This is a genomic window from Candidatus Defluviilinea proxima (assembly GCA_016721115.1).
Taxonomy (GTDB): Bacteria; Chloroflexota; Anaerolineae; order Anaerolineales; family Villigracilaceae; genus Defluviilinea; species Defluviilinea proxima.
In genome coordinates, this window is sequence record JADKIW010000001.1 from 1763704 (window position 1) to 1789155 (window position 25452).

The window sequence follows — 25452 nt, forward strand, 5'->3', positions numbered from 1 at the left end:
CCATGATTATCAATGCTTCCTGGCGCAAAGCCTTTCGTGATGTGTGGGAAAACAAAGCCCGTACCCTGCTGGTGATTTTAGCTCTGGTTGTTGGAATTGTCAGTGTAGGCACAGCAGCAGTTGCCTATTCGATCCTCCCACGTGAAATGGACAAGAATTATCTCTACACCGATCCCGCCTCGGCAACCTTGTGGGTTGAACCTATAGATGATGAGCTGATAAAAACAGTGGCCGCGATGCCTCAAATCGCTGGAACTGAAGCAAGCTCCTATATTGTTGGACGCTTCCAAATTGCCCCGGGGGAGTGGCGTGAACTCTGGTTATATGTCATTCCCGACTTCAATAAGATACAACTCGATAAGTTCACGCCAGAGCAGGGAGCCTGGCCTCCAGCCACTGGCGAAATCCTGTTGGAGCGGACCGCCGTAAAGGTTGCCCAAGCAAAAATGGGTGGTGACGTTATTGTCAAGATTCCCAATCAGAAAGAACGTACCCTATCCTTTACCGGCACAGTGCATACGCCTGGGTTGCCGCCAGCCTGGGTGGAAAGCCGCGTTTACGGATATATCACCCCGGAGACTCTGGCTCTTTTTGGCGGCGCCTCAACATTGGGACAGTTGAAGATTCTTGTCGCCGAAAATCAATTCGACAAAGCTGCCATCACTCAAACGGCTTATGAACTCAAGGGTTGGCTGGAAGAAAATGGCCGAACCGTTTCGCGGATTGATATTCCTGAACCCGGCAAGCACGTCCATGCTGACCTGATGTCAGCCTTTATCACGATGATCGGAGCCATGGGTTTACTTGCCCTGATCATGAGCGGTGTTTTAGTGACCGTTATGATTTCCGCCATGTTGGGTCAGCAAATCCGCCAGATCGGTATCATGAAGGCGATTGGCGGCAACGCCGGGCAAATCGCCGGTATCTATCTGGTCATGGTTTTGGCGCTGGGGCTGGTGGCATTGGCTATTGGTTTGCCTATCAGCCTTGCGCTGGGGCGCGCCCTGTCCAACTATGAAGCCGTGCAAATGCTGAACTTTGAAATCTTTGATAATCGTGTTGACCTGTGGGTTTATGCACTGATCGTCATTGTGGGATTGCTCGTTCCGTTGCTAGCTGCTGCAAACCCGATTATCAAGGGGAGCCGGACAACGGTTCTAGCCGCGCTGAGCGATTATGGAGTCGGAAAAGGAAAATTCGGCTCCAGCCGGATGGATGTCTGGCTCAGCGCCTTGAAAGGGGATACCCGAATGTTTTTACTTTCGCTGCGGAATACATTTCGCCGCCGCAGTCGTCTGGTGTTGACGTTGTTGACTTTGAGCGTTGCGGGTGCCAATTTCATGACCGCCATGAATGTTGGCGCTTCCATTGATGAGTCGATCAAACGTAAATTCGACGCCATGCCTTATGATATCGAAATCGCTTTCAGCCGGTCATATCAGTCGGGCGAAATCGAACAAATCATCAATCAGGTAAATGGTGTGGAACGTGTGGAAACCTGGGGTGGCGTCCAATCATTCGTTGTGTTGCCGGATGGCACGCTGGGAAAGCCATTGCGCCTAACGGCTCCCCACCTTGATACAAAGCTTTCGCCGAAGCCGCCCATCCTCAAGGGACGTTGGTTACAGTCAGACGATCAAAACGCGATCGTGGCAAGTGATGCTCTGCTGGAGTTGTACGGTATCGATGCGGTAATCGGCGAAAAAATCCTGCTGGACATCAAGGGTCAAAAGACAACCTGGCAGTTGGTTGGCGTCTCGCGGGAATTCATGGCTTCAACTGCGTATGTTCCTTTCGATTATTTCACGCAAGTAACGAAGTATGAAACGAGCACCATAGTGAAGACGACCAATCCGGACTTAACCAGTTGGGTAACCAGAAATCTGGAAATTCAACTCGACAGCGCAGGATTCGATGTGTTCACGATGTGGAAAACAGAGGATGTTCGCAAGGTTATGGAAGATCACATGGTGCTGATTACCGGTATCCTGTTGATTATGGCGGCTCTGTTTGCCACCATCGGCGGGTTGGGCCTGGCTTCAACGATGAGCCTGAATGTGCTGGATCGAACTCGGGAATTGGGGATTATGCGAGCTATTGGCGCCACCACCCAAAATGTTCTGCAAATTATCCTTTTGGAAGGTGCGCTCATCGGAGCGCTGAGTTGGGTATTGGCAGTCATCCTTTCCATTCCATATAGCGGGATGATGGGTCAGGTATTCGCTCTTTTACTGAAAAATCCCATCAATCTCACCACTTCCATAACTGGATGGAGCATCTGGTTTGTGACTATTATTTTTATTGGCACTATTGTCAGTGCCTTGCCTGCCTGGAACGCTGCAAAGCAGCCCGTAAATGAAGTGTTAGCTTACGAATAAACGTAATTTGTGCCGAGGCGACAGTCGTCGTTTTAGACGGCTGTCGCTCAAACACATCGAATTAGCAGATGGGTGAGATTTTGCGTAATCCCTAAATGATTGCATACATGCAACGGTATAATTCACATCCATGAGCGACCATTTGCACAACATTGCGAAACGATTTGGGAATTCATTTGGTGTCGTTGAACCGCATCTGAAAACCGCGCTCGCCTCCGCCGCTGACCCTGAGCGTTCGCTGGTCTATCTCGAACGTCTCCTCGAGAGCGCGGACGAATCTTTGTTGCACGCGCTTGTGCAAAACCCACGCACGATTGAAAGCCTCGTTACTATTTTCTCTGGCAGTCAATTTCTGACAGAGATCATTCTGCGCAATCCCAAACATGTTCATCTTCTCTATCATCGCACAGCACTGACCAAACGCAAAAGCCCCGGCATGATCCATGTGGAAGCATCAAAGATCATCAGTGATACGCCAGATGAACATGCGCTGGATGCCATCCGCCGTTATCAACGCGGAGAACTTTTGCGGATCGGTGCCAGTGACTTACTCGACCTTTACGATTTTCGCACCGTTACACAACAACTCTCCAACCTTGCTGATGGACTCGTCCGTGCCTGTCTTGACCTGGCCAGCAAACAAAGTGGCATCAGCGCCAATGATTTTGTGGTCATCGCCATGGGCAAACATGGTGCTGAAGAACTCAACTACAGTTCCGATATTGATTTACTCTTTGTCTCTGCAAATGATCCCATTGAAAAGCTTAAACTTGGCGAGCGTCTGATCGAGAACATTGGCGGTGTCACATCGGAAGGCTTCCTCTACCGCGTAGACATGCGTCTCCGTCCGTGGGGGAGAGATGGCTTCCTCGTTACCACGCTCGACGGTTACCTTCAATATATTCAGCAGAACGCACGACTGTGGGAAAAACAGGCGCTTCTCAAAGCCCGTCCGATAGCAGGAGACATCACGCTCGGTGAAAGACTCCTCGCCCAAACTGAGCCGCACATCTTCAGTCACGAACCCGAAGAAGTACGCGCCAGCGTCTTCTCGATGAAACAACGTACCGAACAAGTCCTCCAGCAAAAGGGACGTGATTGGGGCGAAGTCAAACTCGGCGAAGGTTCGATCCGCGATGTGGAATTCGTTGTCCAATATTTGCAACTCGCATATGGCAATCATTATCATGATCTGCATGGACGTGCCACATTACAGATATTGCCTCGTCTCGCTCGCCATCATCTTCTCACCGAAGAAGAAACGCGCATCCTTGCCGATGGCTATACTTTCCTCCGCACCATCGAACATTACATTCAGGTCATGCACTATCAACAGACCTACACCATGCCGTCTGAGCCTGAAGCCCTCTCATTACTTGCAGGTCGCCTCGGTTTTGCAAATACACAAGCGCTCACGCATCGTTATGAGGAACATCGCAAAGCCATCCGTGCCATCTACCTTCATCGCGTTGGCAACGAACCTGTCAAAGAGACCCAGCCGCAGGTTGTACAACACATCGCACGCCTCGGCGCTGATTATGTTGATTCTTTTTCCAACGAAGAGATCCAACATCACGCTGACCTTGCGCGCGGCGTCAATGAGCAAACTCCTGCCATCGTTGAAGCCAAGCCACTTGGCAAAGACGCTTGGCGTGTGACTGTTGTTGGCTACGATTATCTTGGTGAGCTTTCCATTATCTGTGGTCTCTTCTTCGTCTTTGGATTTAATATCGTGGACGGGAACGCCTTCACCTACGAACCTTTGCCCGAAGCCCCAACTTCATCCCGTCCGAGATTCAATCGCTTCGATGAATCTCCCCGACGCCTGCCTCCGCGCCGACCGGCCTCATCCTCCCCTGAAACAGATACCCGTCGCAAGATCGTGGATGTGTTCACTGTAGAATCGAATCCTTTCATTCATCACGATGCCTCGATCTGGGATACTTACACCAGCAACCTCCATCATCTTTTACGCATGATGCGCACAGGTCAAAGGCGTGAAGCGCGTGGCGAATTAGCCGTCCGTGTGGGGCAGGCATATCAGAATGTATCCAGAAAAACTTCCTTTCTGCCTCCCATCAATATCGAAATCGATAATGATGCCGACGAACGCTACACCATCCTTCGCATTGACGCGCCGGATACATTTGGGTTCCTCTACGAATTCACCAACGCTCTTGCATTGACCCATACCTATGTCACGCGCATGATCGTGCAATCCATTGGTTCCCGCGCGCAGGATATTCTGCATGTGACAAATGACAACGGTGCCAAGATCACATCCCCTGAAAAGCAAAGGGAGTTGCGCTCAGCTATTGTGTTGATCAAGCACTTTACGCATTTACTCCCGCATTCCCCAAATCCATCCACTGCCTTACTGCACTTCCGTGAATTCCTTGCTGAACTCTTCAAGCGTCCCAACTGGACGGATGAGATCATCTCCATCGAAAGCCCGGATGTCTTGAATGCGCTTGCTCGTTTGCTTGGCGTGAGTAACTTTCTTTGGGAGGATTTCTTGCGCATGCAATATGCCAATCTCTTCCCCGTAGTCACAGATATGGACGCACTCTCCTCGTCCAAGCTCCGGCCACAACTTGAAAGCGAACTGACAGAGGCGCTTGAAAGCAATAAAGTGGGCGATATCGAATACCCCGATTGGCGTGCCACGCTCAACGCCTTCAAAGACCGTGAACTCTTCCGCATTGACATGCGCCACATCCTCGGGTTGACCAAGGAATTCGAAGATTTCTCGGCTGAACTTACCGACCTTGCCGAAACAACTTTGTGTGCCACCCTCGCCCGTTGTGACTTGGAACTGCGAGCTGTACACGGCGATCCGATCTTGGAAGACGGTCAACCATGCGGTATCTCACTTCTTGCCCTCGGCAAATGCGGCGGGCGTGAGTTGGGCTTCGCCTCTGATATTGAATTGATGTTCGTGTACGCAGGCAACGGTAAAACGAACGGGACCGAAATCATAGACACGGCAACTTATTTTGAGAAACTTGTTCGCTCTGTCCTCAATGCCATGCAGACTCGTCAAGAAGGTATCTTCCAAATCGACTTGCAACTACGCCCCTATGGTAAAGCGGGAAGTATGGCTGTCCCCTTTGATTCGTTCCGCAAATATTATGCACCCGATGGCGCGGCTTGGGCATACGAGAGGCAGGCTTTGGTCAAGATGCGACCGATCATGGGCGATGCAGAACTCAATGCTGAGTTATGCAGATTGCGAGATATTTATGCCTATGAAAGTGGTCCGTTCGATGTGACCGCCATGCGTGCCATGCGCGAGAAACAGGTCCGTCACCTCGTCACAGGCGGAACGTTCAATGCCAAGTTCAGCCCCGGTGGGTTGGTGGATATCGAATATCTCATTCAGGGATTACAGATCGATCATGGCTCTCAAAACACCGCCTTGCGCTTGACCAATATTCGTGATGCCATGTCCGCGTTGCACACGGCCGGGATCCTTTCCGACGATGATTACAGTGTTTTGAGAAAAGCTCATACCTTCCTACGCTGGTTGATCGACTCTTTACGTGTTGTGCGTGGTAACGCCAAAGATGTGACTGTCCCGCTTTTTGGAAGTGAAGAGTTTGTTTTCCTTGCCCGCCGCCTACGTTACGAAATGGATGTGGAACATCTGCGCGATGACCTGACTCGTTATATCGCTGATGTGCAAGAGATCAATAGCCGCTTGCTGGCATAGATTCTGTTTGAAAAGTTAACTTTTCAAACATCTCCACTCTTCTGCCAAAAGCCCACATCGATCCATTTTTCAAACTTTCTACCCACTTCTGAAAAATGCGCAACTTTTTTGAAGCCGCATTTTTCATGGAGCCTAACACTTGCATCATTGGGTAAAGCTATACCCCCAATGATGGCATGGTATTTGTGGGAAACTCTAGAAAGTAACTCCGAATACAGCTTGTATCCACTCCCTTTTCCACCAAGTCCGTTCTTTAGGTAGATTGTAGATTCAATGGAATTTTCGTAGGCTTTTCTTTCCCGAAATCTTGAAACATAAGCATAACCGATCACTTCTTGGTTTTCTTCATATACAAGATAAGGTCCGACTTGCCTGTAATTTTCCATTCTGCTGACAATATCCTCGGGCGTGATCGTTTCGGTCTCAAAGGTTATTGAAGTATGGAGAATATAGTAATTGTAGATCTCAGAGATCGTTTGGGCATCGGAATTAAGGGCTTCTCTTATCATTTATTCTTCCTTTGAGACAATATATATGGCGGTTGGAGAAAATCCCAACCGCCATGTTCTTTGATACCTATTCGTGACGTGAATGATTTTCTAATACGTCAATAAATAATTTTCAAGTTCCCAGTTTGTCACTTCAAGCCGATAATCATCGTACTCAAGTCGTTTGGCATTGATGAAGACCTCATGGGTGTGGGCTCCCAGCGCATTGCGGACAACTTCGTCCTCTTCCAATGCCTTGAGTGCCTGATTGAGTGATGTGGGCAATACGTCTTTCGATGAGTAGGTGGGTTTCTCAAGCAAGTAGATATTTTCTTCCGTCGCTTCAGGGACAGTCAATTCACGGCGAATGCCATCCAACCCGGCGGCAAGCATGACTGCAAAGGCGAGGTAGGGATTGCAACTTGGATCGGGGCAACGCAATTCAATTCTTGTTGAGTCGCTTTCTGACGCTCGCGGCACACGGATGAGTGCTGAACGGTTGATGCGCGCCCAACTGATGTATACGGGGGCTTCATAACCAGCCACCAATCTTTTATATGAATTGACCAAAGGTGCAAGAATGGCGCACATCCCGCGGGCATGTGCTAATTGACCCGCGATAAAGTGCTTGGCGATCTTTGAAAGTCCATGCGGATCGCCGTGATCGGAGAAGGCATTTTTGCCGTTAGCGATATACGTGAGACTTTGATGAACGTGCATACCACTGCCGTTGATTCCGCGAATGGGCTTGGGCAGGAAGGTGCAATACAATCCATTGAGTTGGGCAATGACCTTGAGGGCCACGCGCAAAGTTACGGCGCTGTCAGCGGTGGTCAAAGCATCAGAATAACGGAAATCAATTTCCTGTTGGCCATGAGCGCCTTCGTGATGCATCGCCTCTACTTGCAGGCCGAGCGCCTCGAGCGTGGTCGCCATCTGGCGTCTCAATCCAGCAGACATATCTGAAGGCGCATCGAAGTAACTTCCGCTATCGTAGGGGACGGGCGGGATCAGGCTTCCATCGGCATTGGGTTTGAGGAGAAAGAATTCAAGTTCTGGGCCGGTGTTGTAACGGAAGCCCATTTGAGCGGCTTCATCGATCACAGTCCGCAAGATCGAGCGCGGGTCGCCGGGGAAAGGTTGCCCATCGGGGGTGAACACATCGCAGATCAGGCGGGCGGTGGCTTCTTCACCTTTCAACCAGGGGATGATCGCAAATGTGGCAGGGTCGGGGCGCAAGTGCATGTCGCTCTCTGCTACACGGGCAAACCCTTCGATCGCTGAACCATCGAACCAAATACCGTTTTCAAGCGCGGGGATCAACTGATGCGCAGGAATGGTAACGTTTTTGACCACTCCCACGACATCGGTGAATTGCAGGTCAATGAACTTGATATTATGTTGTTCAGCCTGTGCCAGAATGTTTGCAACTGAGTCTTTTGAGTGATTCATGGTTAATCCTGTGCCCAAAATGGACGCTCTTTCGCCTGATTTTCTTTTTCCACCCTATTATGCACTGTCCCGAACGTTTCTGCAACTCGACATTACCATCCACATGTCTTATGCATGTTTACTTTGGATTTAAGAATGCGGCTCTTTTTTGACCTTTAGCCTGCTTCGGCTTAACAGAACATTTTCGCCCGATAGATTTTCTCTACGTTTTTATCTGTCAAACGGTTCTTCAATCCCGAAGGGATGCAAAAAAATCCAAGTGATGAATCAAATCCCGAAGGGATGTCAGATGGTTATCATAAAACCGTGGCATCCCTTCGGGATTATTGTAAAAACAATGTACAAATCTATAATCCTTACACTCCTTACGGAGTTGCTTTCCGCTTAAGCGAGTGTAAAGACAGCTTCAATTACTGATTAAGATACTGTAACCCCAACGCTAACAGAACCAAACCGACGATGATGCCAACAGCGATCAATACACCGCGGACTACCTGCATCTGTGCCATGGACATGGACGAGCCAGAAGATGCGTTTGACGATTTTTCCAAGATAGAGAGGTCAGCGTTTTCAGGATGATCGAGTGCCTCGATGAAGGCAGTCATATCCGAATAGCGATCATCAGGGTTACGAGCCAGACAAGTAGCAACGATGGCGGCAATCTGTGGAGTAATGGCGGGGTTGACGTGGTCAAGACGCGGTGCTGTGTTATTTAGGTGTTGTGCCATGACGACCATATTGTTATCGCCAGTGAAAGGCATTTTCCCCGAAAGTAGTTCAAACATGATCGTACCGAGAGCGTATAGATCGGTACGTTGATCGCCTCGTTGTCCTTCAATTTGTTCGGGGGCCATGTAGTCGGGCGTGCCCATTGTGGCGCTGAGATTCGAATAGGTGACGCGGTGAGAGCCTTTTGTCAGTGCCAGACCAAAGTCCATGATGACGGGTTGTCCGCTGGCCGTGATGAGAATATTTTCGGGTTTGATATCGCGATGGACTACATCGTGGGTGTGGCAGTAAGCCATCCCGTCGGCAATTTTTCGGATGAGCGAAACAACTTGATCGGTCGGTAGGGGAGCGGAGCTTTCGATCAAGGACCGCAACGATTTCCCATCCACGAATTCTGTTACGAGATACGGGACGCGGTTATATTTCCCAGAGCCAAGACCCTTGAGTATGGCGGGGTGATCGAGTGTTTTCATCACTTCCAGCTCGCGTTGGAAGCGTTCGAATTGGGCGGGGTCACCAAGCATGGATTGATCAGGAATCTTAATGACTACCTCACGACGATTCACTAAATCGAAGGCACGGTAGATATCGCTCATGCCTCCCTGAGCCATGTGTGCCTGAATCTGAAAGTGATCGAACTGATCCCCGATCTGTAGCATCTTACCGGCAATTATAGCATAGGAGCTCATGACAAAAATTTCCTCAAACCTTTAAACCAACTATTCTCTTGCGGGGATTCGTGTTCGGTGGATGTTTCTACTAATTTTTTTAGGTGGAAGACCACTACAGATGCATTATCGTCTGTGTGGTGTTGCAAGGCAAGCTCAACTAACTTTTGGCTGATCGAATTGGCTGATGTATGCTTGGCGGCGACCCGTGCAAAATCGTTATCTTCGATCACCGACCAGACACCGTCAGAACACAAGATCAAGCGATCATCCTCTTTTAGTTTGTGCTGTGTAATATCAGGCTGGACGAACAAACCGATGCCAATGGCTTTATTCAATACCGAGCGTTGAGCATGTGTGCGTATCTTATCGGGGGAAAGGATTTTGGCACGGACCATATCGCCTACGGTTGTGTGATCGGCGGTCAAGCAGGTGGCTTGCCCATCACGGATAAGGTACACGCGGCTATCGCCTACATGTGCCAGATAGGCCATATTGCCAACTACATAGGCGGCAGTCAGTGTGGTGCCCATGCGCCCGGCTCCTAGTTGTTGTGCCTTCTGATATACCTTGAGGTTGGCATTTTCAACGCCACGTTGTAAAGTCTTGGGGATCGAATTGCCATTCTGACTGGCTATGATCTGAGAGAAAGATTCCAATGCAAGCGAACTTGCCATGCCGCCATGAGCATAGCCACCCATGCCATCTGCAACTGCAAATAATGAGCCGTTTGCGGTTTGTTTATCGTTTGCCCAGTGAATCGAATCTTGATTGTCCTCCCTTACGGGACCGACGACGCTCAAGCCGCTACTTTCAAATTCTGGGATGTACTTTCTCAAAATAGATGGTCTCCCATTTCAAGCCGTGCAATCATCTGGGGTATTCATAGTGACAGTCGGTAGCCCGCGCGTTACATGAAAATTCTATGGATGTACATGCAATTTGTGAAGGGGCTCTTTGATAGATGGATAATTCAGCATATCCATCTCGTGTATCTTTTGAAGTGGTTGATGACAACAAAATACGAGGTGAGTAGATTCTATTTGGGTAATTCCCCGCACACTATTACCCGAATGGGCCATTTAGATATGAACATAGAACCAAAATGAAAAGGCTTGAGACCCCATTTATAGATTAAGCGCTCTTGAAATAATTACTTGATGATCTATTTTTGTTTGACAAAATAATAGGCTATGTTTATCAACAACCAGATCCCTGCAATGCTGAGTGCGACTGTGCTGGCTTGGGCGGTAATGCCCCCGGCGCTTAATCCAATTCCTAACGCCGCAACAACAATACCGATATTGACCAACAAGCCAACGATGGGGAGGAGTATATGGCGGAAGATATTGAAAGAAGGGTCGCCAATAAAAGTAACGATGGTCAACAAACACAGCAAACCATACAGCAGAAATGCACCTAGGTTGGATGCGAGGATAATGCCCATCAAAACAGGCAAGCCGCCAATGATGCCAGCCGCCCCAACGATTGCTGAAACAATGCTGATGAGAATGACCGTGTTATAGGGCGTTGCATATTGAGGATGTAAGAAGCCAAGCACATCTGGCATTTCTTCATCCAGTGCCATGGCAAAGCTGATGCGAACGCCGTTGTTGATGGCGGTCAATGTGCCGCCAAGCAGAGCGATGCCAACCATGAAACCAATGAGGAGCATCAATGTAGCTCCATAGCCACCTAAAAGCAGGTCACCGATCTGAAGCGTTAGATCCCCAATGGGAGCATGAGAAGCCGTCGCATTGATGTGTACATTCAAAGCAAAGCCTGCGGCGAAATATCCGATCAGGTATGTGAATACACCTTGAATGATCAAAGCAAGAACCGCACTGCGCGGAATATCACGTTGTGCATTCGAAGCAGATGCCGCCAATGCTGTGGATGATTCGAATCCAACCATCAAGATCATTGCCAGCACTGACTGGAAAATCACGCCCTTTACATCATGCGGAATCAACACCGAAACCGCGGAGGGATATACCCATTCGGATGGTGAGAAGCCCGCTGGGTTCACCAAGCGGAATGCAATCGCCAACGCGCCAAAAATAACCAGTGTCGTTAATTGGATGGTGTTCAACACCACGCTGGTTGTGGTTGTTCCAGTAATTCCACGTAAAGCCAGAAAACCAATGAATGCCGCGAACGAAGCGGCAATCAACGCCTCACCATATACGGTGGGGCTATTGCCAAAATAACGTAACAAATAATCTACAAGAATTCCCAGGAAAGCGATGAGCACACCCGGATAGACCCAATAATATAAGTGGGCCGTCCAGCCAGTCGCAAACTTGACCATGCGTGCCAAAAATTTAAAACGTGGATCGACCTGACGGGCGAAGAAACGGTCAGCAAAATGATATGCACTACGGAAGCCCGCTTCAGGATAACGCCGGGCCAGTTCGCCAAACGAGAAAGCTGTCAACAACGCGGACAGCAATGCCAGCAAGACCCCAGCCCAAATATCTGCGATGCCGCTGAAATTAGCAGATACCTGCACTTGATAGAGCAACCACAAGAACGCGCCGGGCGCAGTTAAGGCCATGGCGTTGATGGTGATGCCCGTCAACCCGAGCGTTTTGCGGACAGGGTTGAGGTCGGTCTTATTGGTCATGCTTTACCTCGTTGCTGGAATCGGATTTTAACCAGCTTTCAAATTTTTCTATAAATAATACCAAAGGCCATAACATGACGATCCGTGCGGCATCTACAAGGAATTGGAGCCATTGCAACCAGTTGAAGTGACGGGTATTCGTCCCATCAAGCAGGATGCGTGCAATGACCATTCCCATACCGAGATAGATCAAAGCAGGCGCGGAGATGTTCGTAGCGGTTTCATGCATGGTGTTTTTCTATTTACTCAAAGAATGAATAATACCTGAAAATATTTTGTAGACCTGACAGGTCGTATGAGAACCTGTCAGGTCCATAAATTTACCTAAGCGATATTACTTTGCGTCAGCCGCAGGTTCCCAGTCAACAGGGTAAGCCACGGATCCCATTTCGGGCATATCGAGACCGCCCAATTCGTCTTCACGGGAAACACGCAACAGTTTGAACGAGTTGCAGACCTTGAAGAAGAGATAGGATAAGCCAAACACTGTGATGAAAATTGCAGCAACTTCAGTAAGTTGAGCCAAAATCTGGGTTGAGCCACCGTAGAGCAAACCAGTGACAGCGCTTTCGACACCGTTCCAGGCGGCAGTATCGGGGTTGCCATTGGCAAAGATACCTACTGCGAGCACGCCCCAGGCGCCGTTGAACATGTGGACCGGCACAGCACCGACGGGATCGTCGATCTTGAGTTTCTCAAGCAAGTTGGTAGCGAAGATCACCAACACACCAGCGATGAGACCGATCACTACAGCGGCCCACGGATCAACAAAAGCACAGGGAGCAGTGATAGCAACGAGACCAGCGAGAAGACCGTTCACAGACATGCCGGCATCTGGTTTCTTGGAAGGTCCGAACAGCCACATGTAAGTCATGGCAGCTGTACCACCAGCGGCACCAGCCAACAAGGTGTTGATAGCAGCGACCACAGCGAGGTTACGGAAAGCGCCAACGAAGCCGAGGGATGAACCAGGGTTGAAACCGAACCAACCGAAGAACAGAATGATGGTACCAAGAACACCAATCGTGATGTTACTGCCGGGGATGCTGTTGGCGGAACCATCCTTGTTGAACTTGCCGATGCGAGGTCCGAGTACGAGTGCGCCAGCCAGACCAACACAACCACCGATCATGTGTACAACGCCGGAGCCTGCGAAGTCTACTGCGCCGTTACCGAGCCCGGCAACACGACCGAGATTCTGTAACCAACCGCCGCCCCAAACCCAGCCACCGACCATCGGGTAGATGAACATACTGACCCACAAGCCCATCGCAACGAAGCCGATGAAGCGCAAGCGTTCAGCCATTGAACCAGTCGGGATGGTAGCTGCGGTATCCATGAAGACCATCTGGAACAGGAAGAAAGAGAGAATACCAGCGTTCGTTCCGAGACCAGCGAGCATGAAGCCACTTCCGCCAAGGATGCCGAACTGGCCGATGCGGATCAAAGGTGTAGCCATGAGACCCTGCCAATCACCAAGTGTGATGGGGGAGTGTGCCCATTCACCAGCGATGACGCCGGCGCGGGCGATCTCAGGATATGCCGCATTGACGCCACCGAACTGGAAGGCGAAACCGGTCAACCAATAGCCAACTGCGCCGATACAGAAGACCATCATGTTCATCATCATGGTGTGGGTAACATTCTTGTTACGGGTGAAGCCCGTTTCCACCAATGCGAAACCAGCCTGCATGAAGAAGACAAGGAAGCCGCCGAGAAGCATCCAGAAGATGTTGAGGCTTACGGTAATATCGTTCACCTGATCTGCGGTAGGACCTTCATCCTGGGCAAAGGCAGGGCTGGCAATGGCGAAGGTAAAGATTACGACCAAGGCCAGCAAAATCAATGACAATTTCTTTTTGTTGGTAATTTTCATTTCTCAATTCTCCTTTGTTTGATTTATTATTTTGTCTTGACGTATTGCTCAGCGTATTTCAGCACATTGCTCATTTCGGCGGGCTTGATGAACAGTGTGAGACGTCCAAAGAAAGAGGGATGGTCAAACTTCAGTTTCGATCCCGAAGCGGCAAATCCTGAAAAATCGCTCCACGGATAGAAGATGCCTTCGCCGACGGATACACCTTTGGTTGTGAACGTGTATCGCATGGGCAGGAGTAAAGTGATGACCGCTACGGCGGCGATGATCCCGGCCATGCTCAAGGGGAGCCAGCCAGTGACCACACCAAACACAATGCCCGTCAACAAGGCGAGTAAACTTGAGCGATGCAGTACAAAGCGTGATGGCAATCCCATCGGGATGCTCTTCAATGCTTTGCCGGGCGCAGGCTCTTTGATCTTAGGGCGAGCCTTGGCAACCATGCTCATCAACAGCAGGGCGATCATGACGTAACCGACATAAGAAAGTATGACCATATGTTTAACTCCTTTGATTTTCTAAAAGATCAATACCAGCCAATTTGAAATTTGTAGAGCAGTATGATCGATGTCACTATCATGACGATCAGTGTGGGTGGGACCGCGATGATCAGCCAACGTTTCCAGCCAATGGACCCGTGATTGTGTTCCATATAAGAATAGGCAACCACATTGGCAGAAGCGCCGATTGGCGTCAGGTTGCCGCCTACATCTACACCCATTGCCAGAGACCAAACCATCATGGAGAGCGCCGGTGTGCCGGGAATGGCCGCCAAATCTTTGAGCACAAAGGTCATTGCCAAGGCCAGTGGCACGTTATCTAAAATTCCACTGGCAAGGCCAGGTCCCCAGTGCAGGGCCATGATCAAAGTATTTGGGTTGGAGGCTGTGGCCAATGCCAATGACTCTGCAAGTGTTTCGAACAGGTGGACCTTCTCTAGGCCGCCGATCATCATAAACAGCCCAGCAAAAAACAGAATGCTTTCGCCGTCTACAGTGACCAGAACTGTTTTGCGTTGGTCATCGCGTAATGCGATCAGTGCGATTCCAGCAGGGATCAAAGCCGCTACCGCCGCATTGATCGGCAAACCGGTCAAATTACTCAATGGGATGTGGAAGATTAAAAGGGTCACCGCCATGAGAAAACCAGTCAGGCCGACGCGGGTCAGATGAACGTGGAGAGGTTCGTTGTGTAGTTCGTCGATCTTCTCGATCATTTCAGGGGTAAGTGCTACATGTGCTTCTTTCAAAGACTTTCGGTTTTTCAAGAAGGCATATATCACGATGATCAGCGCCCCGATTAATGCAATTGGGCCTGTGTTGGCAACAAAATCTGAAAAGCTAAAGCCCAAAGTTGTGCCTAGAATTACATTGGGTGGGTCGCCCACCAATGTAGCGGCGCCGCCTGTATTGGCGGCGCATACTTCAGCGATCACAAGCGGGACCGGGTCAAGCTTCAACAGTGTGCAGAGCTGAAGCGTCAATGCCCCGAGGAACAACATTACAGTGATGCTATCCATGAATGCCGCAAGGAAGGCGGCCAACAAAATCAAGATAATAAATAAAGGTACGGGATGATAATTGACCTTGCGGAGAGATGTCATCGCCAGCCAGGTAAAGAAACCTGCTTTTACAAGGATCGCCACGAGTGTGAACATACCAGCCACTAATCCCAGTGTTTCCCAACTGATATAGGTCAAAGCTTCAGCGGGAGTGAGCACACCGAACAGGATCAACAGTGAGCCACCAAGGAGCGCCACCCAATGACGTGGGAATTTTTCACTTGCTATCGCGATGTATGCCAGAACAAAAATAGTCAGGGCGAATATCATGGGGTTTATTTTATGGATTCAAGGTGATGCGCCTATTACCCCGATGGAGCAAATTCATCTATACAGTCATGAATCGCGCAATGAGTAGTAGTTAAAACGTCACCCAAATGGAGCATTAAGGTGGGATTTGAATCTCGCGAGTCCATTTCGTCGCCCAACTGTGGAATGTTTGTATTGTTCAACTCCCAATTAGTCATTGCCCAAACAGGTAATTATGTACCACTTAAAAGCCACGATAACGGAGCTGAGTATTCAAACAGATGGCGGTCTTATAAGCCATTACAACGTTATGTATGGTTTTGGCATCCTCGAACTTTTTCGCAAATGAATGTCTCAAAACCATTGACATATATTCAATGCAGAGTAGAATACCGTCCAACATGTTTAGAGATAAAGCAAGTATCCTTATGGAAGCCAAATCAAAGCGCAAGCCCGTCTCCACAACCTCAGTTGTCGGGATCGGGCTTGTTTCGGTAAAGCAGAAAAAGGATAACGTCTCTCTGTAGTTCTTTGTGTCTATCTGTATGCCGTCATAACGCCTTCCGACAACGGAAGGCGTTTTTTATTTTCACTCAAAGGAGAGTTCATGGTTGAAATTCTTGATACAACACTACGTGAAGGAGAACAGACTCCCTATGTCAACTTCACAGTAGACGAAAAGATCGAAATAGCAAAAATGCTGGATCGCGTCGGTGTGGACATGATCGAAGCTGGTGACCCATCCGTTTCGCCAAATGTTGCCAAAGCGATCGAACGCATCGCCTCTCTCGGACTTCGGGCTGAGATCGTGGCCCATAGCATTGCCTCACGCCCCGGCATTGACAAGGCCAAAGCCTGCGGCGCAGACCGTGTTGCGATCTTCTATGCCACATCGAAGATCCACCTCGATGCCAAGCTACACAAAACGCAAGATCAGGCGATTGACATCATCCGCGAACATGTCAGCTATGCCAAAAGCCTTGGCTTGAATGTACGATACACACCCGAAGATGCCACGCGCACAGACTTTGAGTTCTTGGTCAAAGTTTGTAACGCCGCCATCGAAGCAGGCGCGGACCGTATCAGCTTTGCCGATACGCTCGGCATCATGCAACCTCACACTATGTTCGAGCGTGTGCAGGCGCTTCGTGAGCGACTCGATCCTTGTAAGATCGATTTGCATTGTCACGATGATTATGGCCTTGCGCTGGCGAACGCCATGGCAGGTATTCGTGGTGGCGCGAACTGCATCCATACCACGGTCAATGGTTTGGGTGAGCGCACCGGCATTCCCGATCTGGCAGAGACGATTGTCTCATTCCATAATCTTGAAAGTGTGGAAAAGTTCAACCTGCAACCGTTGATGGAACTTTCCAGTTATTTGGAAAAGGTCTCTGGCGTTTTGCTTGCACCGAACAAACCCATCACAGGGCAGAATGCCTTCAGCCACAAAAGCGGAGTTCACACCAACGGTATTCTCAAAGACCCACGAACCTACGAACCGTTTGACCCAGCCATTCTCGGACGTGAACGTAAGATCGTCATCGATAAGTACACGGGCAAAAGTGCTGTCGCTTCACGGTTGGAAGAATATGGCATTGAGGTCAGCGCGGCCGAGTTGGAAGTGATCGTGACGCGCATCAAGAATATCGGCGATCAGCGGAAACAGCTTTTCGATGCGGATATTCTCGAGATCGCTGAGCAGGTTACGGGTAGAGAGATCGATGTCATCCCACGGGATATCAGCGCGATGGTGATGATCGAGGTCGAATCGCATGTGTACACTTCGGCTGTGGTACGTCGCATGCGCGGATTTACCAACGTGTCGAATGTCTATGAAGTGACAGGCGACTACGATATCAGTGTGTTCGTCAGCGTGGAGAATGTGGCCGCATTGAATAATCTGATCGAAGAGATACGCACTGTGCAGGGCGTCAAACGGACCGAGACACGCATGGTCTTGAAAAAATATAACGGAAACGGAAAGTAGTGACGGGCAGCTGCCCGTCACTACACAAGAATTAAAGGAGATTTTATGGGAACCCTAATTGAAGAAATTTTTGGACGTAGAGCAGGCCGACCCGTGCAAGCGGGCGAGATCCTGTTGTTGGATGTGGACTACATCATGAGTCACGATAACACCACACCGCTGGCGATCAAGGCATTTCGTGATATCGGCAAACCGATCCATGATAAGAACCGCATCGTGCTTCATCTCGATCATGCTTATCCCGCGCCGAATGTGTTGGCGGCGGAGAACCACAAGAAGATCATCGAGTTCGTCAAAGAACAGGACTTGCCCCATTTCTTTCATCAGGGCGTTTGTCATCAAGTGATGCTTGAAGAAGGTTTCATCACGCCGGGTGCCATCGTCATCGGCGCGGACTCACATTCGAACACGTATGGCGCGATGGGCGCTTTTGGTGCTGGCCTCGGCTCAACGGAGATCGGTGTGGCATGGGTGACGGGTAAATGCTGGTTCAAAGTGCCTGAGACGATCCGCATTGAGTTGAAGGGCAAAGCGCAACCTGGAGTTTATGCCAAGGATGTAATGATCTACATCGCGGGCATGATGGGCATGGATGGCGGTACGTATCGTTCGGTGGAGTTCGGTGGTGAGTATATTGATAACCTGCCGATGCACGAACGCATCATCTTCCCGAACATGTCCACGGAGATCGGCGCGAAGTGCGGTTTGATCGCGGCGGATGATGTGACGATCGATTATCTTGAAAACCAGACTCCCGCCAAAGGTCCGTTCGAGAAGATTCAACCTGTGAATCCGAGATACGAGCGTGTGATCGAAATTGACGTTGCTACGCTTGCACCGCAAGTGGCTTGCCATCCTGATGTGGATAATGCCAAACCGTTGACGGAAGTCGAGGGGCTGGAAGTGCACGAGGTTTATATCGGCACCTGCACCAATGCTCGTTATGAAGATCTGGAGATCGTAGCGAACATGTTGAAAGGTAAAAAAGTAAATCCGCACACACGTGTCATCGTCACACCTGCCAGCAATCGCATTTACAAAAAGGCATTGAACAACGGCTTGATCGAAATTTTGATGGACGCAGGTTGTACCGTGACCGGCTCAGGCTGTGGCGCATGTATCGGGCGTCACGGCGGCATTCTTGCGGCAGGCGAACGTGCCTTGACCACGATGAATCGCAACTTCATTGGGCGTATGGGCAGTCCGCTTTCGGAAGTGTATTTAGCCAGCCCGGCCACTGCCGCGGCAACAGCTTTGACGGGTCGTATTACTGATCCGCGCAAAAGTTTGGAATTAATTTCTTAACACAAAGGACACGAAATACACAAAGTCTTTTTTAAATCCCTTAGTGACCTTTGTGCCCTTCGTGTTTGAAAAAAGGAGAACATATATCATGGGAAAAGCTTGGACATTTGGCGAAAACATGAATACGGACGAGATCATTCCCGGCCGTTATAACATCACGATCGACCCGCTTGAATTGGCAAAAAACGTTTTTTGCGAGGTCAAGCCTGAATATGCAAAGAATGTAAAACCCGGCGATGTCATCGTCGGTGGGCAGAATTTTGGATGCGGTTCTTCACGTGAACACGCACCGATCGCGATCAAAGGCTCGCAGGCGAAATGCATCATCGCTCCGTCGTTTGCGCGTATCTTCTTCCGCAACTGCATCAACATCGGCCTGCCCATCCTCGAATGCCCCGATGCCGTTGCCGATATCACCGAAGGTGACGAAGTGGACGTTGACCTCGCTACGGGTCAAATTTTCAACCGCACCAACGGTCATCAATATCAAGCGAACGCTTTGCCCGATTTCGTTTTGAAGATCGCCGAGGCAGGCGGCATTGTCAATTTCTTGAAGACGCACGATATTCAGGAATTGATGTCGTAGATGTCATAGCGAGGAGCGCTCGTGTTTTTTGCGACGAAGCAATCTCCAACTTAACAAGGAGATTGCTTCGAGCGAAAAGACATCGCCCTCGCAACGACATGGAATGAGATTTATGACATATAAAATTTGCTTACTCCCCGGCGATGGCATCGGCCCCGAAGTGATCGCTGCCGCCGAAAAAGTTTTGCGCGCCCTGCCTTTGGATTTTGAATTCACCCGCGCAGATATCGGATTCGGCGCCTACGAACGACTCGGAACGCCATTGCCTGATTCGACCCTTGAACAGATCCGCCTCTCTTCTGCAACGTTGTTTGGTTCTGTTACGACGCCTCCCAACATCCCCGGATATTTCTCTCCTGTCGTGCGGATGCGTCAATCGCTGGACTTATACACCAACCTGCGCCCGTGCCGCTCCATTCCACATGAGTCATCGCGTTCGGGCATAGACATGGTCATTGTCCGTGAAAACACCGAAGGACTCTACTCTGGGATCGAGCGACTTGAAGATGATGGGAACCGCGCGATCACTGAAAGGGTTATCACTCGCAAAGGTTCGGAAAGAATCATCCGCAAGGCATTCGATATCGCAAGACAACGAGAACACAAGATCGTACATGTTGTCCATAAAGCGAATGTGCTTCGCCAAACCTGTGGATTGTTCCGTACAGTGGCGTTGGAAGTTGCAAAAGACTATCCCGATGTCACCATGTACGAAATGCTCGTGGACACTTGCGCGATGGAACTTGTCCGTGCGCCCGAGCAATTTGATGTGATCGTTACCACGAATCTCTTCGGCGATATCTTGAGCGATGAAGCCTGCATGTTCGTTGGCGGACTTGGCGTTGCCTCCTCTGGCAATATCGGAGTAGATGCGTCAGTGTTCGAACCCGTCCACGGAAGTGCGCCTCCACTGGTGGGCACAGGCAAAGCGAATCCAGTTGCGACCTTCCTTGCTACAGCGATGATGTTGGATTACCTGAACGAAACAGAATCTGCTGAACGTTTGCGAAAGGCCGTTGAGACTTGTATTGCGAATAAAGAGTCCACGCCTGATCTGGGTGGAACGTTAAATACCGATCAGGTGACGGAAAGAGTTATTGGATATTTGTAAAAGAGTACACAAGAAAACAAGTAGACAAGTAAAAGAAACACGTAAACAACGGAGCACCTATATACCTGTCTACTTGTTTACCCATCTACCTACCCTAAGGAGAATTTATGACCCGAGTTGGATTTTTATACACCCGCCTCCGCGCTGAGGAAAAATATTTACTGGAAGAGTTGGAAAAGCGCCCTGACCTTGAAGTCGTCCGCATCAACGATGGTGATTCGTTCTTCGATATCCATAAACTCCCTGAGCCTGTAGATGTATTGTTTGAACGTTCCATTTCCTATTCACGTGGGTTGTACATTTCACGCATCTTTGAAGCGCATGGTGTCCCTGTTGTGAATCCATCTGTTGTTGCCGAACGATGCGGTGACAAATACATCACGAGTCAGATCCTCGCGGCGAACGGAATCCCAACTCCCAGAGTGCTGATGGCTTTTGACGAAGAGGCAGCTCTAAAGGCGACAGACGCGATGGGGTATCCATGTGTATTGAAACCCGTGGTCGGTTCATGGGGACGTCTCATCGCAAAAGCGGATAATCGTCACATGGCTGAATCGTTGATCGAACACAAGTCATCGCTGGGAGTCAATCATCAGGTGTTCTACATTCAGGAATACATCAACAAACCCGGACGTGATATTCGCGCGTTTGTGATCGGCGATCAATGCATCTGTGCCATCTATCGTTCATCCGAAAATTGGATCACCAACACGGCGCGTGGCGGCGTTGCCACGAATTGTCCTGTCACTGACGAGATCGCGGATCTTTGTCAACGTGCGGCTCGTGCGGTGGGTGGGGGATTGCTCGCGCTTGATCTGTTCGAAACTGATAACGGCCTCACGATCAACGAGATCAATCACACGATGGAGTTCCGCAACAGCATCGCAACGACAGGTGTGAACATCCCTGAAAAGATGATCGAATATGTCATACAACAAGCGAAGTGATGTAACCTTCATTTCCAATTCGTTTGTTGACTAGACATTGTACACAGAGGTACAATGTCGACGATTTCATAGGAACAACATGCCCATCTATAAATTCCTCGTCCACAACAAAACCAACGACCCGCGCAACGGCGGGTACTTACGAGATTCTCAGGCACTCGGCTTTCAGGGCTTGCAACGGATCAGTGTGCAAGACCTGTACTTTGTTGAGGGTCAACTGTCGCAGGAAGAATTGCAACAGTTGACCCTCAAACTTTTAAGCGACCCTGTCACGCAATCGGCTTCATGGACTGAATTGCCATCGCCTCATTCTACGGGTGAGCCTGATTCAGTTATTCTGGAAGTTGCCCTTCGCCCCGGCGTGACAGACCCCGTCGCCGAACAACTCGTCCGCGCCGCACATGAGATCGGGCTCAAGGGAGTCCATCGTGCCGCAACGGGTTCAAGGTTTCAGGTTGAGGGTTTGCAGGTTGAACAGGTTGAGAAACTCGCAAAAGCATTATTAGCGAACAACGTTATCCAACACTGGGCGCTTGGCGAGATCAAACCTTCATTCCCTGAAGAAGTTGCTTCAAGCGGAGCCGTTGAACTCATCCTCATCCGAGACCTGTCCGATGATGAACTGCTCGCCCTCTCGAAAGAACGCCGCGCCGCATTGGACCTGGCCGAGATGCAAGCCATCAAGGATTACTTCGCTAAAGAAGGCCGTGACCCAACCGACGTTGAATTTGAAACCATCGCTCAAACATGGAGCGAACATTGCGTCCATAAAACATTCAAGGCGAAAGTGACCATAGACGATAGACGACAGACCATATCTCCCGATGGTCAATTGTCCATGGTCGATAGTCTGATCAAGACCTATCTCAAATCAGCAACCGATAAAATTGCTGCTCCCTGGGTCATCTCTGCTTTTGTAGATAACGCAGGCATCATTGACTTTGATGATGAATACGAGATCAGTTTCAAAGCCGAAACACATAATCATCCCTCTGCGGTCGAACCGTTCGGTGGAGCGAACACAGGCGTCGGTGGAGTCATCCGTGATGTGTTGGGTGTCTCTGCAAAACCGATAGCGAATACAGACATCTTGTGCTTCGGTCCGCAAGACCTTGACCCGAAGTCCCTGCCTGAAGGTGTCTTGCATCCGCGTCGCATTCAATCGGGCGTTGTCGCAGGTGTGCAGGATTATGGCAACAAGATCGGCATCCCCACTGTCAACGGTGCGATTCTGTATGATGAAGGCTATACAGCTAATCCACTCGTCTTTTGCGGATGTGTTGGCATCGCTCCCAAAGGCAAACATCACAAAGACCCTCAAGTCGGTGACCGAGTCATTGTTCTGGGCGGTCGCACAGGACGTGATGGTTTACGTGGCGCAACCTTTTCATCCATGACGATGGACGCACAAACTGGCGAAGTCTCTGGTGCGTCGGTGCAGATCGGCGACCCTATCACCGAAAAGGGATTGATCGATGTCATCGTTCGCGCCCGTGACTTGGGACTCTACAACGATATCACTGATTGTGGCGCAGGTGGCTTGTCCTCCGCAGTGGGGGAGATGGCTTCTACCATCGGCTGTGATGTGGACTTGACGAAGGTCCGTTTGAAATACCCCGGACTTGCTCCATGGGAAATTTGGCTCTCTGAAGCACAGGAGCGTATGGTTGTCGCAGTTTCACCGGATAAAGTTTCTGCTTTACAAGAACTTTGTGACACCTTCGATACCGAGCTGACGGACATTGGTGCATTCACAGGTGAAGGTCGCTTGATTGTGCGTTATGGCAAATCCCCTGTCGTCAACATGGACAATGAATTCCTCCACGATGGTATTCCGCAGAGGCAGTTAAAAGCAGTTATCAGTGACCAGTCATCAGAAATGGTCCATCGTCCATCGTCTATCGTCAATATCAAAGACCAGCTGCTTTCCCTCCTCTCTTCTCCTAACATCGCATCCAAAGCGTCAGTCATCCGCATCTACGACCACGAAGTGCAAGGCGGGACAGTCGTCAAACCGCTCACTGGTATCGAAATGGATGCGCCCTCCGATGCGACTGTGCTCAAACCCATTGGCACAAAGGGCACAAAAGGGATTGTCCTTTCGAATGGAATCAACCCCGAATACGGCAAACGCGACGCTTACAAAATGGCATGGTCCGTCATGGACGAAGCTATTCGCAATGCGGTTGCTGTTGGTGCGGACCCGAAACGTATTGCTGTTCTCGATAATTTCTGTTGGGGTGATCCACTCCGACCTGAAACGCTTGGCACATTGGTTGAAGCCTGTCGCGGATGTCACGATGCGGCGCTCTTCTATGGTGCTCCATTCATCAGTGGCAAGGACTCGCTCAACAACGAATATCTCGGCACGGATGGTCTGCGCCACTCTATTCCGCCCACGTTGCTCATCTCTGCCATCGGTGTCGTTGACGATGTGAGCAAATCCATCACAATGGATTTGAAAGAAGCGGGCAATCTCATTTATCTTGTTGGCGAATTCACAGCCGAACAAAAAGCTGTGCCCGATGTGCCGCAATCCACGATGCAGGTCTATCAATCCTTGTATCAAGCCATCACAAGCGGACTTGTCCGTTCGGCGCATGATCTCAGCGAAGGTGGTCTTGCTGTCGCTGTCGCAGAGATGTGTATCGGCGGCCGTCTCGGTATCCAGCTTGAAGTCAAGGATGACGCGCTCTTCAACGAGGTCAACGGCTGTCTGCTTGTTGAAGTCACACCAGCGAACATATCCGCTTTTGAAAAACAATTTGCTAATCTGCCTTTCCAAAAAATTGGCGATGTCACTGCTAAACCCATTCTAAAAATTTCAAACGTTGAGATCGCTGTGGATGATCTGGTCCATGCATTCAACAACCCTGATGCCCTATGAAACCAAAAGCACTCGTCCTCCAGGCCCACGGCTCCAATCGTGATTTCGACGTGATGGAAGCGCTGACCCTCGCAGGTGCGGACGCAATCGGCGTTCCACTCAATGAACTGCGACAAAACAAAACGCTTCTCACGGACTTCAACCTGCTCGTTGTCCCCGGCGGCTTCTCCTACGCGGACGCCCTCGGCGCAGGCAAACTCCTTGCCCTTGACCTCGCTTCCTATTTTCAAGAAGAGATCACTGCGTTCGTTGATGCAGGCAAACCTGTTATCGGTATCTGTAATGGGTTTCAGGCGTTGGTCAAGTCGGGTATCTTGCCGGGAGAATCCCCCTCTCACAGCGGGAGAGGGGATAGGGGTGAGGGAGAAGTCACCCTCACCTTCAATGCTGAAGGTCATTTCGAATGTCGCTGGGTGAACCTTGCTCCTGTATCGCAAACCTGCATCTGGACAAAAGACTTGGAAGAGTCGATTATTTGCCCCATCGCTCATGGTGAAGGCAACTTCCAAGCCTCCCGCTCGTTTCCACTTTCCTCGTTCATCGAAAGTGACCAGGTTGCACTTACGTACACTTACCCTGATGGCGCCCCTGCCAACGGAGATTATCCCGCCAATCCGAACGGCTCTATTTTAGACATCGCTGGCATCTGTAATCCACAGGGCAATGTGCTGGGACTCATGCCGCACCCAGAGAATCACATTTATCCACATCAGCATCCGCAGTGGACTCGTGGTATCAAAGGCAATAGCGGATTGGCATTATTTGAAAACGGCGTGAAATACGCGAGCGCACTATAAGTACTCGGTGGTTGAGTAGCCGCGAGTGAAACGAGCGGCGTATCGAAACCACCAATAAGCAAATTTCTTTTGTTATATGTTGGTTTCGAT

The 25452-nt window shown here is 49.9% G+C and carries 18 protein-coding genes; 9 read left to right on the forward strand and 9 right to left on the reverse strand.

Annotated elements, in window-relative coordinates; genetic code table 11:
• Nucleotides 1-2: 2 nt before the first annotated feature.
• Together IPP66_08170 and IPP66_08175 are read left to right on the forward strand one after the other, a co-directional pair.
• Entirely contained in the window at nucleotides 3-2378 is a 2376-nt protein-coding gene (locus IPP66_08170) for an FtsX-like permease family protein (protein ID MBK9925255.1), read from the forward strand.
• Nucleotides 2379-2508: 130 nt separating this feature from the next.
• Entirely contained in the window at nucleotides 2509-6090 is a 3582-nt protein-coding gene (locus IPP66_08175) for a glutamine synthetase adenylyltransferase (GenBank protein MBK9925256.1), read from the forward strand.
• Between the two features lie 23 nt (nucleotides 6091-6113).
• Here IPP66_08175 and IPP66_08180 read toward each other — a convergent pair whose 3' ends face one another.
• From IPP66_08180 to IPP66_08220, 9 genes are all read right to left on the reverse strand, one after another.
• The gene (locus IPP66_08180) at nucleotides 6114-6599 is read right to left on the reverse strand and encodes an N-acetyltransferase (GenBank protein MBK9925257.1); all 486 of its coding nucleotides are present in this window, start codon (nucleotides 6597-6599) and stop codon (nucleotides 6114-6116) included.
• Nucleotides 6600-6689: 90 nt separating this feature from the next.
• Nucleotides 6690-8030, reverse strand: coding sequence for a glutamine synthetase (locus IPP66_08185; GenBank protein MBK9925258.1), 1341 nt, complete (start codon nucleotides 8028-8030; stop codon nucleotides 6690-6692).
• Between the two features lie 410 nt (nucleotides 8031-8440).
• On the reverse strand, nucleotides 8441-9448 hold the full coding sequence (locus IPP66_08190; protein MBK9925259.1) for a serine/threonine protein kinase: 1008 nt from the start codon (nucleotides 9446-9448) through the stop codon (nucleotides 8441-8443).
• Entirely contained in the window at nucleotides 9445-10266 is an 822-nt protein-coding gene (locus tag IPP66_08195; GenBank protein ID MBK9925260.1) for a serine/threonine-protein phosphatase, read from the reverse strand. Before IPP66_08195 ends, IPP66_08190 begins: the two co-directional genes overlap by 4 nt.
• A gap of 326 nt (nucleotides 10267-10592) precedes the next feature.
• On the reverse strand, nucleotides 10593-12053 hold the full coding sequence (locus IPP66_08200; protein ID MBK9925261.1) for an APC family permease: 1461 nt from the start codon (nucleotides 12051-12053) through the stop codon (nucleotides 10593-10595).
• Nucleotides 12043-12282 (reverse strand): hypothetical protein, encoded by a 240-nt coding sequence (locus IPP66_08205; protein MBK9925262.1) that lies wholly within the window; start codon nucleotides 12280-12282, stop codon nucleotides 12043-12045. The genes IPP66_08200 and IPP66_08205 overlap by 11 nt, the downstream gene beginning before the upstream one ends.
• A 105-nt stretch (nucleotides 12283-12387) precedes the next feature.
• The gene (locus IPP66_08210) at nucleotides 12388-13929 is read right to left on the reverse strand and encodes an ammonium transporter (GenBank protein MBK9925263.1); all 1542 of its coding nucleotides are present in this window, start codon (nucleotides 13927-13929) and stop codon (nucleotides 12388-12390) included.
• A gap of 26 nt (nucleotides 13930-13955) precedes the next feature.
• On the reverse strand, nucleotides 13956-14426 hold the full coding sequence (locus IPP66_08215) for a hypothetical protein (GenBank protein MBK9925264.1): 471 nt from the start codon (nucleotides 14424-14426) through the stop codon (nucleotides 13956-13958).
• A gap of 29 nt (nucleotides 14427-14455) precedes the next feature.
• The gene (locus IPP66_08220; protein ID MBK9925265.1) at nucleotides 14456-15760 is read right to left on the reverse strand and encodes an anion permease; all 1305 of its coding nucleotides are present in this window, start codon (nucleotides 15758-15760) and stop codon (nucleotides 14456-14458) included.
• Between the two features lie 586 nt (nucleotides 15761-16346).
• On the opposite strand from IPP66_08220, the gene lysS reads away from it, so the two are divergent.
• From lysS to purQ, 7 genes are all read left to right on the forward strand, one after another.
• On the forward strand, nucleotides 16347-17729 hold the full coding sequence (lysS, locus tag IPP66_08225; protein ID MBK9925266.1) for a homocitrate synthase: 1383 nt from the start codon (nucleotides 16347-16349) through the stop codon (nucleotides 17727-17729).
• A 45-nt stretch (nucleotides 17730-17774) separates the two neighbouring features.
• Nucleotides 17775-19034 carry a 3-isopropylmalate dehydratase large subunit gene (locus tag IPP66_08230; GenBank protein MBK9925267.1) on the forward strand — a complete coding sequence of 420 codons (1260 nt, stop codon included), beginning with the start codon at nucleotides 17775-17777 and terminating at the stop codon, nucleotides 19032-19034.
• Between the two features lie 88 nt (nucleotides 19035-19122).
• Complete coding sequence (locus tag IPP66_08235) at nucleotides 19123-19620, forward strand: 3-isopropylmalate dehydratase small subunit (protein MBK9925268.1); 498 nt, start codon at nucleotides 19123-19125, stop codon at nucleotides 19618-19620.
• Between the two features lie 112 nt (nucleotides 19621-19732).
• Nucleotides 19733-20731 carry an isocitrate/isopropylmalate dehydrogenase family protein gene (locus IPP66_08240; protein MBK9925269.1) on the forward strand — a complete coding sequence of 333 codons (999 nt, stop codon included), beginning with the start codon at nucleotides 19733-19735 and terminating at the stop codon, nucleotides 20729-20731.
• A 107-nt stretch (nucleotides 20732-20838) separates the two neighbouring features.
• Nucleotides 20839-21678 carry a lysine biosynthesis protein LysX gene (gene lysX / locus IPP66_08245; GenBank protein ID MBK9925270.1) on the forward strand — a complete coding sequence of 280 codons (840 nt, stop codon included), beginning with the start codon at nucleotides 20839-20841 and terminating at the stop codon, nucleotides 21676-21678.
• 79 nt (nucleotides 21679-21757) lie between these two features.
• Complete coding sequence (gene purL, locus IPP66_08250; protein ID MBK9925271.1) at nucleotides 21758-24565, forward strand: phosphoribosylformylglycinamidine synthase subunit PurL; 2808 nt, start codon at nucleotides 21758-21760, stop codon at nucleotides 24563-24565.
• Complete coding sequence (purQ, locus tag IPP66_08255; GenBank protein ID MBK9925272.1) at nucleotides 24562-25362, forward strand: phosphoribosylformylglycinamidine synthase I; 801 nt, start codon at nucleotides 24562-24564, stop codon at nucleotides 25360-25362. Before purL ends, purQ begins: the two co-directional genes overlap by 4 nt.
• Nucleotides 25363-25452 lie beyond the last annotated feature (90 nt).